Raw genomic sequence first — 12342 nt, 5'->3', positions numbered from 1 at the left:
GGGTAACAAAACTACCAGCAATCTTTAATTGTTTGATTTGTTCAGTTATTGGTTTACCATATTGCTGATAAAATTTACTTCCCAAAATACTAACATCAACAGATTTATGATTATCTACTTTGCTTAAATCAGTTAATATATTATTGATAGCTTGCTCTAAATCTGTGGGAGAATTAATAGTAGATAAGACTTTTGATGTCGTGGTTTGGGGTTGTGAATTTTCTTGATTATTTTCTACATTGGGTTGATGCTGTTCAAAGATTGTGACATACAATTCAGATTTTTCGTCAACTTGATGAACTACAAACTCAGATGGATAGTTAATAAATACGTCTCTAGCTTGTTTCCCAGGAAAGTGATGAGCAATAATTTGACTAATAGTTAATTGATGTTTGGTTTTAAATAGTTTAGACAGGATTGAAAGTTTCAGCCAATAACTTGCAGTTTGTTTTTGCTGTAATTTAATTAAAATCTTAATTTGGGCAATAAACTGCTCTATAGATGGTATTTCTGGCAGAGGTTTGAGGGAATAATCAATAGTTTCGCTGGTTAAACTATTGAATAATTTGATATTTTCCCCTTGCTGACTAACTTGATAAACTAATATGCCATTTTGTTGTAATATATTACATAAGTTGGTCATTACTTTATCGGAGGAACAAACAAAAACTTCTTTAACATTGGGATAGCGTTCATGAATAGAAGAACCCACCGCAATCATTTTACCATCAGCATTATCTCTACCAGCGGGAACATGAATTAAATCATAACCACGTTGATGTAATTCAACATCTAATTTTCCCCGATTTGACCAATTTGCAAAGGCAATTTTGACTTGCAGAGGACAATGACAAGTTGTAGTTAAAAACTTTTCTGTATTAGGATTAAGTTGCAGATTTTCTGCATCTAAAAGCAAAATGGCTATACCCAGAGATTGTCTTTGAAGTAAATGTGTAGTATTTAAATCAGGATTTTCTGGATTTAGCTGGTGAATAGAGGAAATTAAATCTGATAGTATTTGTGAATCAAAAGCTGCGGGAACAAGCACTGCTTTGAGTGATGATTGCAGTTTTTGTAATAATTCATCCCAGGTTTGGGTTTGACTGAGTATGTCTCTAAATTTTGTACTTAAAGCGGATTTATTTGTAGATATTTGCCAGTTAATAGTTCGATATTTTGCAATCAATAATTCTGGTTGCTGTTGTTGAATAGCAATTATTGATTGACAAATATGAACACAGATTTTTTGTAATAAGGCAGAATCATGATAGGACATAGCTTACATGGTACAGTAGAGCATCCTGGAAATGAAGTCTGAAGTCTAAAAATTTACTTGTCATAACTTAGCCTTCAGGTAACTTCTATAACTTTAACTGTTACCTTACCTTGTGCCAACTGATTCACTAAATTTTCTCCTATAGTTAATTCTGATACAGAACGAGGCATTACACCATTTTCTGTTATCACTCCGGCACAAGCACGCTGTAATAGGAAAGGGCGGTGTCAGGAAGTTGATTTACAGCAGGTTGCGTAGTTAGGAGGTACAAAATCTACATTGCAACCTATAAACCAAGCCAGTTTTACTTCTGACTCGGTGACTCCTGCTGTAAGTGTCATGAATCAAAGGGGGACCATACAGGGAATTCTGTGCAATTATTTAATATTTCCAATTCTTCTGGGGAAAGTTCTGATGAATAATCATGTATTGGGAGAACTTTCTGTTGATTATCTTCAACATTCTTAACAGTTTCTGATTCTAAGTTATTGACATCTAAATTTTGGGTAAATTGCTGAATATACTCCTGAAGATGTTCTACTACTTGTTTTTGAGTATTTAACGGTAAAGTTTCCATCAATGAAATTAATGCTTTGATATGAGGTAACATCTTGTTAATCTTTGTTTTGTAAAAAACTTGTTGCTTACTCTAATTCTTTCATTGTTTTGATCACTTCCACTAATTTCTGCATATGTCCTAACTCATGGGTAGCCATTACAGATATTCTAATCCGGCTGGTACTAACTGTGGGGGGACGAATGGCTGGGGCAAAAATTCCTGATGTTCGCAAATGCTTTCCTGCTGTTAATGCGGCAGCAGCATTAGGTAATTGAAAACATAATATCGGAGATTCTGTCGGTAATAACTTTAAGTTAGGTAAATTATCTTGAATTAATTGTTTTAAATAATTGACATTTTGCCAGAGTTGCGATCGCCTTTGGGGTTCTTGTTGAATTATCTTAATAGCTGCTAAGGCTGCTGCTGTGTCTGCGGGGGAAAGAGCAGTGGTATAAATCCAACTAGGGGCGCGATTCCGTAAAAAGTCAATGAGGGAGCTACTGCCTGACACATACCCGCCTAAACTCCCCAAAGCTTTACTTAATGTGCCAATTTGAATTAATTCCCTACCTGTACACCCGAAATGTTCCACACACCCAGCCCCAGTTTTCCCCATAACTCCCGTAGCATGAGCTTCATCTAGGAGGAGCATACTACTAAATTCTTCAGCTAAATCTAGGAGTTGGGGTAATGGACATAAATCACCATCCATGCTAAAGACGCTATCGGTAATGATCAAGCAGCGGCGAAAATTTTTCCTGTGTTCTCGTAACTTTTCTTGCAGTACTGCAGTACCACCGTGCGGATATTCCATTACAGTTGCACCGCTGAGAATCGCTCCCTTTTTTAAGCTGGAATGGTTATATTCATCGGAGAAAATTAAGTCTCTTTTGCCAACTATGGCAGCAATTGTCCCTAAATTTGCTAAATAACCAGAACTAAATACTAATGCGTCTTCGGTTTGCTTAGTAGATGCTATGCCCTGTTCTAATTCTCTATGTATTTCTCGATGCCCACTGAGTAATCTAGAACCTGTGCTACCAGTGCCGAACTGTTGAATAGCAGTAATGGCGGCTGTTTGTAAGCGTTCATCTCCTGCTAGTCCTAAGTAATCATTACTGGCAAAATTAATAACCTCTTGCCCAGATAATACCACAGTTGCACCGGGTCGGCTGTGAATCGTTTGCACGGAACGATACCAGTCAGCCCGATGAATAGTGGAAAGAGATTCATTTATCCAAGCATAGGGATTATTATTCATGGTGAATTATTAACACTCTACTTCACTACTGCTAAGATAAGCGATCGCTTGTCTAATCCAATCTTCCACATAGGCATTTTTGGGTAAACCAATATTTTCGCTAACTGTGTGCAAAGCGTGACTGACTTCATGGGCAGTATATCCCAAAGCAAATAGAGTCATTTGCACTTCTTCTAAAATTCCGGGTGCAGGTCCACCTGTAGCCACGAAGAAGCCCGCTGATTTGCGCCATTCGATTAGTTTGCTCTTTAGTTCTAAACAAATGCGTTCAGCGGTTTTCTTGCCCACTCCAGGGGCTTGAATGAGCATTTGGATGTTAGCAGCGACGATAGCTTGGACTAACTCTGGTAATTCCATTGTATCCAAGAGCGCGATCGCTAAGGCAGCACCAATACCGCTAACACTGAGCAAATGACGAAATAAATCCCGTTCGGAAGGAGAAGAAAAACCGTAAAGCATAGGTATTTCTTCCCGAATCTGGTAATGGGTAAAGATTTGGATCACATCCCCAGTTGATGTTAACTGGTTGGACAAACGTTGGGGAATTTGCAAATCATAACCTGTGCCATTGACTTCTAAGGTCAAGATGACGCGATTAGGAGTAATGGTTTGGACACCGGCGACGATACCTTTAAGATAGCTAATCATTCTAAGAACCCGAAATATTTTAAACCTTCCATAATCCCAGCAGCACAACGGTTTTGGGACAGGTAACGGTAGTCCGCAGGATTCTGCTGATACCATTGCAGTAACTCTGGACGAGCATTCCCCACAATGATTCCCCGTTCCTTACCGACAGCGAATAAAGCAATATCATTACCCGAATCGCCACAAACAACAGTCTGCTCGGCTGCAAATTTCCACTTCTGTCGTAAAAACTGCATTGCTTGACCTTTATCGCTGGTATGGGGTAAAATGTCAAGGTCAATTTCACTACTATAGATTAACTTTACATTTAGTTGAGTTTTTTGCAACTCAGCTTCAAGTTGTGGTAGGATTCCGGACGATTCTCCCTTTAGGAAAAAACTGACTTTAAAAGGACGTTGTTCCGTATCTGGTTGTAATACTAATTCGGGGAATTGCTCAGTAATAGATAAGATTTTTTGACTATCCCATCCTTGAGAAAGAATATTTGACCATTCTGGGTCAGGATTGTTGCTACCATCTAAATAGATTTCCGTCCCCACAGAGGCAACGAGAGCATCTGGTGTGAAGAGATTTTTTTCCTGTTGGAGTTGGTGGTAAAGAACAGGCGATCGCCCTGTAGAGTAAACTATCTTTGTCCCATATTGTTGACGATGACTTTGCAAGCGATCGCTCAATGACGATAATCCCTGATCATCACCGACGAAGGTATGATCTAAATCAGTTACGAATAAAAACTTAGTCACAGTCAACTCCTGTTGTGAGGTTAATTCACAAAAAGTGTATGCTGTTTTGGCAGTTAGTGGACAATTCCTAATTTTAAAACAAGCCCTGGCGATTAGAAATTATGGCTATACTAGGAAATTCATGACCCGACAACCCCACGACCAATTGGCCAAGGAATATCTAGAGGAATTATTAGCACCTCTAGGAGAAGTCAAAACCAGCAAAGATGTAAAAAGCGAAGTTCAGGAAATAGATGTTTGGTTTGTTCCGACTACAACATCTGCAAATTCGGAATTAGGATTATTAGGAAAAATGGCAGCTACAAGCTGTCTGTTTGAACCTTACCGTAATGCACCTAATGAGGTGGAAATTAGAAGTTGTTTGTTAAAATTGTATAGTGTTCAGGGTGATTTATTGCGAGAAGCGAAACGAGAAAAATGTTCTATTTCTGAAGCAAAATTACCCCTTCTATGGATTTTAACACCTACTTGTTCTGAAAGAATCCTGGAAGGGTTTGGAGCAAAAACAAAGGAGGGATGGGAAAAAGGAGTTTATTTTCTACCCGAATATCAGAAAACCGCCATTGTTGCTGTTAACCAATTACCCATAACAGAGGATACACTATGGTTAAGAGTAATGGGAAGAGGTAAAACTCAAACGGAAGCTATTACCGAAGTGGTAAAACTTTCGGAAAATAATCATAAATGGGAAAGACTGGTAGAAATTTTCGCATCTTGGCGGAAGAATTTAGAATTAAATAGTAATGTCAGTGATGAAGAGGTAAGAGAGTTAATTATGAGTTTATCACCAGCATATCTTAAACAACGGGAAGAATGGAAGCAAGAGGGACTTGAAGAAGGAAGACAGGAAGGACAACAAAACGGACAGCGTTTGATGGTAGAGAGTTTGTTAGCGGTGCGTTTTGGTAATTTAGATGAGGAGTTATCTACTATTGTGACTCCAATTATGGAACTTTCTCTCACAGAAAGAAATCAGTTATTACTTAATCTTTCTCGTGAGGAATTGTTAGCTAGGTTTAAGGTTGATTAGACATTTTCTAAAAAAGGAGGCATTTTAGGAAATGTCTCTTTAAATCCGAGCATTTGGGCGCATATTGCTCAATATGGTGCAATTGGTGGTTCATTTGAAGCTGCACGTAAAATCCTCATTCTGTGAAGAATCATTTCTATAACTGCTGACTTGATCATTAATAGAGATAACTTATTAATTTTGATACTGTGGATTCCTCAAGATTAGAATATGTTTGTCAATACCAAAATAAATCTCTCCCATTTACCTGCTTTCACTAAGTCGAAGATATATAAAAATATTGCCCCTGTGGTATTCGGTTTGATATTATCAGGATTAATGCCAGGTGTTGCCGGTGCAGAGACAGTGATGGAAAAAGTAGCCCGAACAGGAGTATTAACCGCTGGTACAAGTAAAGATGCTTTGCCCTTTGCCTACGCTGACAGTCAAGGAAAATTGACTGGTTATTCTGTGGATATGTTGACTTTAATCCAGCAGCAATTAGAGAAAGAATTAGGCAAAAAAATTCAACTTAAATTAGTTGCAGTTACCCCAGCAGCAAGGATTCCCAAGATCATTAATGGACAAGTTGATATTGTCTGTGATGCTAGTAGTTTTACCTGGGAACGAGATAAAAAAGTTGATTTTTCCATTAGCTATGGTGTCACAGGTACTCAAATCCTAATTAAGAAGGATAGCAATTTAGGTTCACCAGAATCTCTGATTAACAAGCGTGTAGGTGTGTTAGCTGGAACTACCAACGAACAAGCAATCAAGCAAATACAACCCCAAGCCAAGCTTGTATATTTGAAAACTAGACCAGAAGGATTTGCGGCTTTGGAACAGGGGAAAATTGACGCTTTTGCATCCGACAGCATTCTTTTAGAAGGATGGTTACAAACAGCCAAAAAACCAGATAGTTTTGCAATTGTACCTCCTCGTCCCTATTCACGAGAAGGAATTGCTTGCATGGTTCCTGAGAATAACTCTAAATTCCTCAATTCAGTGAATTATTCCCTCGTCAAATTTATGCAAGGATTTGTGAACAATAACCCCAAATATGTGGCAATTTTTGACCGTTGGTTTGGTTTTCAAGGTGCTGTATATCTAAATCAGGATTTACGTGATTTAGAAGTGGAAACAATGCAATTGATGATCGAGTTTCACGAACCGATTCCTCAGAAAGATTTGTAAACTGTTTAAATCTCCAAATATAAAAATGTGCCAGAAACATCAGTATGGAAAAACCAGACCAGGATTCTAGCACATTTTTAATTAATTTAATAGATGGGAGCGGGGGGGCTCGAACCCCCACGACCGTTTAAGGTCAACGGATTTTAAGTCCGTAGCGTCTACCATTCCGCCACGCTCCCGTAAGGTTATTTACTGTTTTTGAGGCAGTATTCACCCGCTTGTCTGTTATACCACTAATTGCTTTTTTTTGGCAAGTAGATTTTAAAATTTTATTTGCTAAGGCTAATATTTGACATTTAGCACCCAAACAAAATCTTAGGTTAGCTACTTAGCTCACCCTTAATGGCTGGGAACTATTATATCATAAGTTTCGATTTTTGGGCAATTGGTTTTTGGGACTTCTAAGAAATAAATTATCTAGATTAACGAACCGCAGAGGCGCAGAGGACACGGAGGAATAAGGGTTTGAGAGATATTTCGCGTCAGTTCTCATAATTACTGATTTCCTCAACTCAGCCATTCAGCCTATGATAAGAAGTGAATGCACCAAATATAGTTCAAATTGCGGTAAGGAATATGGTTGTAGCACTTCTGTATCTGAGTTTGGCTGGCGCTTATTTGCTGGTAATACCCATTGCTGTCTTTTTCTATTTGAGTTTAAGATGGTACACCTGTGGTTCTGTGGAACGGGTGTTTATGTACTTTTTGGTGTTCTTTTTCTTTCCGGGGTTGCTAGTTCTCTCCCCGTTTGTGAATTTGAACCCCCGTCCGCGAAAAATTGCTTAAATTTAAGATTGGTAGGTCATTATTCTCATGCGACGTATTGACGCGATTGGTATTGGTTTCGGTGTTTTTGTCGCCGGTGGCTTGGCTTATGTGGGTTTGCAGTTGGTGGGTTTAGATGGTCAGAATGCTGGTATCTGGAGTCAAGTTTTCTTGATTGCTGGTTTAATTGGCTGGTTATGTACCTATCTTTTCCGCGCGATGGGGAATAAAATGACCTACCATCAACAACGGGAGGCTTATGAAACGGCTTTTTTGCAAAAGCGGCTTGATGAACTCTCTCCTGAAGAATTAGCCAAACTGCAAGCGAAGATTGAACAGGAAAAAGAATCTCAGGTTTAGGGTTATGATTGTTCAGTTGTCAGTTGTTTGTTGACTACTAACTACTGACCACTGACTACTGACCACTGACTACTGACTAGGCGAAATGACTGCTATTTCTCGTTGCTTTGAAAATTTGAGACGGAATCAAGAGTGCGCTTTGATTCCTTTTATTACGGCTGGTGATCCAGATTTAGAAACTACGGCTAAGGCTTTGCAGGTTCTCGATCATGCTGGGGCTGATATTATTGAGTTGGGTGTACCCTATTCTGATCCTTTGGCTGATGGCCCAGTGATTCAGGCTGCGGCTACTCGCGCTTTGGCACGGGGGACTACTTTAGAGCAGGTGTTAGAGATGCTCAAAGGGATTAGTCCGAGTTTGCGATCGCCGATTATTTTATTTACCTATTACAATCCGATTTTACATCGGGGCGTTGATAAGTTTTTGGGGCAAATTAAAGATGCTGGGGTAGCTGGTTTAGTTGTGCCTGATTTGCCTTTGGAAGAGTCAGCAGGGCTCATTAAACCAGCGGCGGAGATGGGAATAGATTTAACCTTATTGGTAGCTCCTACGAGTTCTCCTGAAAGAATAGAAGCGATCGCTCGCGCTTCCCAAGGATTTATTTATTTGGTCAGTGTTACTGGTGTCACGGGAATGCGAACCGAAATGCAAACGCGAGTTGGTGATTTACTCCAACAAATTCGCAATGTGACAGATAAACCCATCGGTGTGGGGTTTGGAATTTCTGACCCTGAACAAGCGCGACAAGTGAAAGCATGGGGCGCGGACGCAGCAATTGTGGGTAGTGCCATTGTGAAACGACTGGCAGAAGGTACACCAGAGCAGGGATTAGATGCGATCGCCGAATTTTGCCAAAGTCTCAAGACAGCCATCAAAAATCCCTCTTAAGCAAAGAGAGAAATTGGCAAACAGTGTATTTTTTTGTGATGTTCTAGTGGACAATTTGACTGTGATCGTCTTAAATAATAACAGCATATCTTAGGATAGACAAAAAACTAACTGATACACTGTTTTATCTTGACTCTTAATATAATATCGAAGTAGGCAAAAAATTATGCGTGTGAGAGTGCGTCAGTCACAACTGAGTTACTGTTCTGTAGGATTTGAGGGGTAACAGCAATGAGCGAAAGTATGGCATTTATTGGCGGAGTCGCGGTGGCAGGGTTAGCGGCTTTAGTCTTACTCAAAGGAACAAATACTCCTATATCATCAAACTTTGCTATTAGCCCCCAAATGCCAGGAACAGTCATGGCACCCCAGGTGATGCAGTATCCTCCTAATTACGGTCAACCTGTGTATTCTAATCAGCCCCCAACTGCTCCCAATTCTGATCAGCGTCTAGAAATGGAAAAGCTGAAAATGAATATGCAGCTAGAGAAGTTGAAAGCTGATAATGAACAACTCAAGTTACAAAACCAACAATTCCAGGTACAAGCTCAAAGCTTTACCCAACGGGAGTGGCAATTAGCACAACAAGCTAATCAACAAAAAATGGCGACATCATTACAACAACCTGAACAAAATAATTGGTGGTCTTCACCCATGCTTTGGGCTGTGGGTGGTGCTACGTTGACTATTGGTGGGGGTGTTGTGGTGGCTGGTGTTCTTTCTTTGTTTGCACCAAAACAGCGGGCTACTCGGACTGTGCAGGTGATTCATCCCTACAATGGACAAGCACCATCTTTAAATCCGGTGCGTCGGGCTGAATTTTTACCCTCTTCTCGCATGGATTCTAGAAGGGTGGAAACGGCAGAATACGACGAAATGCACTAAGTTGTTGTGATTATATGGTTTTTCTCGTTCCCATACTCTGTGTGGGAATGAATTCTAGAATATTAGAGGCAAAGCCTCTGTGATAGCATTCCCAGTCAGAGACTGGGAACTAGATATTACTCTGGTTATCCAGATTGTCGTCCTGATTATATCCAAGCCATGCAAGATGTTTTTCGCTTGGGGACAAAACAAGGACGTGAGGGACAAGTTATTCAAATTGTTTCCCCGTTAATTAATTTGAAGAAGACGGAAATTATCCAATTGGGTAATGAATTAGGAGTTCCGTGGCATCTTACTTGGTCTTGCTATGCTGGTGGTGAGTCAGCTTGCGGTGTCTGTGATTCTTGTCGGTTGCGGTTAGCGGCTTTTGCTGAATTGGGGTTAGAAGATCCTGTTCCTTATTATGTTGACCTCTCCCCCAACCCCTCTCCTGCAAGGAGAGGGGAGTAAATCTTGCTCCCCCTTCCCTGGTAGGGAAGGGGGCTGGTGGGTTAGGTCTTTTCACAACAAGTTTGATAAATTCGCATCAAAACTTGCTCAATTTTCTCTGTTATTTCTTCATTTTTAAATCTCAATAAACGCAAGCTTCTTGCTGATAAAATTTTATCTCTTTCTGCATCATATTCAATTTGTTGTTCGTGAATTTTTCCATCTACTTCTATGACTAAACTAGCAGCATGACAATAAAAATCTACTATAAAACCATCTATAATTTGTTGACGGCGAAAATGTAACCTATGCAAGCGGTTGGCGCGAAGATGTTCCCAAAGAATTTTTTCTGCTGGTGTCATTTGGCGACGCATTTCTTTGGCGCGTTCGAGTTTTACGGGTTCTATTTTTTGTCCAATGACAATGTTACGAAGTCCGTCTTTTTTCGGTGGTTGGTTGTTCATTTGTGGGGTGTGTTTTTATATCGTGTTTGACCTCTCCCCCAGCCCCTCTCCTACAAGGAGAGGGGAGCAAGATTTCTCCCCCTTCCCTTGCAGGGAAGGGGGTTGGGGGGTTAGGTCGGTTTGGGATGTTGGAGGGATGCGATCGCATTTTTAAGAACCAAATTCACTTGCATTCAAATATGCTCTGCCTGTTTGTGACGCATTTCTTTTTAGGCGATCAATTACATCTCCAAAACTCATGATCCCTGTTAAACACAAGTATAAATGTCCATGATCAAAAAGAAGTAATGGTGTTTTATTACCGGAAGCTGCGTTTATGGCTACAGATGAATACCCAGATATAGATACCATGATTCCCATTGTATTATCTGCTTTGGTCTCTACCTTCCCACGGAAAATATCAATATCAGGTGCGCCAGCTTGTGGTCTCGTAAATTTTAACTCAACAAGATAAGTCGTATCTTTCACTGTAATTGAGCCATCAATTTGTCTACCATCTTGAACATAAGGTTTCCTATGAATGATCTCGCAAAATCTCATAAGGTCGTAAAACCAATCTTGAAATTTATATCCTGCTCCTTGCGTTCCAAGCTCCTTACTGAGATTATTTAGCCCTTCATTAAGCTTTTCCAGGCTTTGTTGTGACTCTGCAATCTTTTTTTGGTATTCTCTCAAAAGTTTCTGAGACTCCTCTTGAGATATCTCTTTTTCGATTTGTTCCTTTTGCTCTCTATAAAAAGCCTTCAATCGCTCAACAGCAGTATAAGCATCTTGGATCATGTTGCTACTGTCTTCCCAGCCTTTGAGGTCTGGGAAAGTTGTCTGCTCCATTAAGTAATAAGCTATTTTTACAACAACTTGCTGACCAGCATCGGATTCATGAAGTTTTGGAAAAAGACGAGATAAAAAATCTCTTTTTGTTTCATCTCCATGCCATGTTGCCAATAATGATTCAGAAACACCACATTGTTGCAAGAAACTCCTTAAAGCTGGTTTCCGCCAGAATGACTTTAAAGCTGCATCTGAAATTAGTTGTGTGAAGTGTGGAGTAAGTCTTATTTGCATCTTGTTAAGGGTAGGAGAGATAAAGAATTGTTCTTGATAACACCATATTTTAAAACACTATACCAAAATTTACTAAACCACTAAATTGCAATCTAAGTTAATTCTGGCACTAAATTGTTACTATACCTCAAAACCAACAATTTAATAACATTAACAACATACTTTTTACATCTTCTAAAGATACAGAAAGACTATCTTATTCTTCTTCTTTAGCATCTCTCAAATCTCTTCAATCTTCCAAATCTTCCAACCATTCTTTAATCTTTAAAAACTCCTCATAAGGTAAAACAGCAAATTGCTTTTGACCATTTTTAGTTAAAAATTCAGGATGTAATTCTATCATGTTTTAACCTCTTTCTATTCATAAGATTTTCTCCACTAATCATCTGCTAAAGTTTCCAACTCATCAGAAATCAAATTTTGCCAATCTTCATCACAATGGGAATGTAAATGAATTGAAGCTACCAGTAATTCTGAAAGTATTTTACCCTTTTGGCGATCGCTTAATTCAGAAAGTTGTAACTGATTAACCAAAGAAATCACATTTTGGCATTCTTCCTGTAATTCCATTAGTAACTGATTAAGAGTTGAGTTTTCACTGCTAATTTTGAATTTTGCGAGTGTCATTAGTTTTTCCCCAATCTTTTTAACGCTTGTTTTATCCCTTGTTCAAAAGCTTTGATTTCCTTTTCCCAATGATTAATCAAACCTGGATCTGGAAAATCCTTCTCTAATTCTAGCCTGATTTTTTCGTTGTGTTCAGCAATACGAGATTCCAAAGATGATATTGCTTTC

General features: G+C 39.3%; 15 protein-coding genes, 1 tRNA gene and 1 pseudogene. 7 read left to right on the top strand and 10 right to left on the bottom strand.

What is annotated here, in order from left to right:
* The 5 genes from FJR11_RS21415 to FJR11_RS21390 all read right to left on the bottom strand — a co-directional run.
* Positions 1–1276: NYN domain-containing protein (locus FJR11_RS21415; RefSeq protein ID WP_168507394.1), on the bottom strand; the 1276-nt coding region annotated here is incomplete at its 3' end.
* 337 nt (positions 1277–1613) lie between these two features.
* Entirely contained in the window at positions 1614–1886 is a 273-nt protein-coding gene (locus tag FJR11_RS21405; protein WP_168507391.1) for a hypothetical protein, read from the bottom strand.
* A gap of 34 nt (positions 1887–1920) precedes the next feature.
* Positions 1921–3096 (bottom strand): 8-amino-7-oxononanoate synthase, encoded by a 1176-nt coding sequence (gene bioF / locus FJR11_RS21400; RefSeq protein WP_168507389.1) that lies wholly within the window; start codon positions 3094–3096, stop codon positions 1921–1923.
* A 9-nt stretch (positions 3097–3105) separates the two neighbouring features.
* Positions 3106–3744, bottom strand: a complete 639-nt coding sequence (gene ruvA, locus FJR11_RS21395) for a Holliday junction branch migration protein RuvA (protein WP_168507387.1) — start codon at positions 3742–3744, stop codon at positions 3106–3108.
* Positions 3741–4487: a sucrose-phosphate phosphatase gene (locus FJR11_RS21390; protein ID WP_168507385.1), complete on the bottom strand. Its 747-nt coding sequence runs from the start codon at positions 4485–4487 to the stop codon at positions 3741–3743. The genes ruvA and FJR11_RS21390 overlap by 4 nt, the downstream gene beginning before the upstream one ends.
* Before the next feature lie 121 nt (positions 4488–4608).
* On the opposite strand from FJR11_RS21390, the gene FJR11_RS21385 reads away from it, so the two are divergent.
* Both FJR11_RS21385 and FJR11_RS21380 read left to right on the top strand, forming a co-directional pair.
* Positions 4609–5517: a hypothetical protein gene (locus FJR11_RS21385; RefSeq protein ID WP_168507383.1), complete on the top strand. Its 909-nt coding sequence runs from the start codon at positions 4609–4611 to the stop codon at positions 5515–5517.
* 210 nt (positions 5518–5727) lie between these two features.
* Positions 5728–6690: an amino acid ABC transporter substrate-binding protein gene (locus FJR11_RS21380; protein ID WP_174763159.1), complete on the top strand. Its 963-nt coding sequence runs from the start codon at positions 5728–5730 to the stop codon at positions 6688–6690.
* A 94-nt stretch (positions 6691–6784) separates the two neighbouring features.
* On the opposite strand, the gene FJR11_RS21375 is transcribed toward FJR11_RS21380, so the two are convergent.
* Positions 6785–6869, bottom strand: a tRNA-Leu gene (locus FJR11_RS21375).
* 397 nt (positions 6870–7266) lie between these two features.
* Between FJR11_RS21375 and ndhL the strand changes: the two genes are divergently transcribed.
* The 5 genes and pseudogenes from ndhL to FJR11_RS21350 all read left to right on the top strand — a co-directional run.
* A complete protein-coding gene (gene ndhL / locus FJR11_RS21370) occupies positions 7267–7476 on the top strand; it encodes an NAD(P)H-quinone oxidoreductase subunit L (protein WP_080683924.1) in 210 nt (69 codons plus the stop codon).
* A gap of 27 nt (positions 7477–7503) precedes the next feature.
* Positions 7504–7815 carry a DUF3007 family protein gene (locus FJR11_RS21365; protein ID WP_168507381.1) on the top strand — a complete coding sequence of 104 codons (312 nt, stop codon included), beginning with the start codon at positions 7504–7506 and terminating at the stop codon, positions 7813–7815.
* Between the two features lie 85 nt (positions 7816–7900).
* Positions 7901–8704 carry a tryptophan synthase subunit alpha gene (trpA, locus tag FJR11_RS21360; RefSeq protein ID WP_168507379.1) on the top strand — a complete coding sequence of 268 codons (804 nt, stop codon included), beginning with the start codon at positions 7901–7903 and terminating at the stop codon, positions 8702–8704.
* Positions 8705–8935: 231 nt separating this feature from the next.
* A complete protein-coding gene (locus FJR11_RS21355; RefSeq protein WP_168507377.1) occupies positions 8936–9589 on the top strand; it encodes a heterocyst differentiation related protein in 654 nt (217 codons plus the stop codon).
* A gap of 117 nt (positions 9590–9706) precedes the next feature.
* Positions 9707–10039 (top strand): annotated as a pseudogene (locus tag FJR11_RS21350) (7-cyano-7-deazaguanine synthase); the annotation flags it as partial.
* Between the two features lie 41 nt (positions 10040–10080).
* Here FJR11_RS21350 and FJR11_RS21345 read toward each other — a convergent pair.
* The 4 genes from FJR11_RS21345 to FJR11_RS21325 form a co-directional block, all read right to left on the bottom strand.
* Positions 10081–10482: an endonuclease domain-containing protein gene (locus tag FJR11_RS21345; protein ID WP_168507375.1), complete on the bottom strand. Its 402-nt coding sequence runs from the start codon at positions 10480–10482 to the stop codon at positions 10081–10083.
* A gap of 150 nt (positions 10483–10632) precedes the next feature.
* The gene (locus tag FJR11_RS21340; RefSeq protein WP_217358256.1) at positions 10633–11457 is read right to left on the bottom strand and encodes a restriction endonuclease; all 825 of its coding nucleotides are present in this window, start codon (positions 11455–11457) and stop codon (positions 10633–10635) included.
* A gap of 468 nt (positions 11458–11925) precedes the next feature.
* Complete coding sequence (locus FJR11_RS21330) at positions 11926–12174, bottom strand: hypothetical protein (protein WP_168507370.1); 249 nt, start codon at positions 12172–12174, stop codon at positions 11926–11928.
* The gene (locus FJR11_RS21325; protein WP_254444815.1) at positions 12174–12326 is read right to left on the bottom strand and encodes a hypothetical protein; all 153 of its coding nucleotides are present in this window, start codon (positions 12324–12326) and stop codon (positions 12174–12176) included. The genes FJR11_RS21330 and FJR11_RS21325 overlap by 1 nt, the downstream gene beginning before the upstream one ends.
* Between the last annotated feature and the right edge of the window lie 16 nt (positions 12327–12342).

The organism is Anabaena sp. UHCC 0187 (genome assembly GCF_009712035.1).
GTDB lineage: Bacteria > Cyanobacteriota > Cyanobacteriia > Cyanobacteriales > Nostocaceae > Dolichospermum.
Note: the sequence above shows the minus strand (reverse complement) of the source record. Positions and strands in the feature narration are given on the sequence as shown.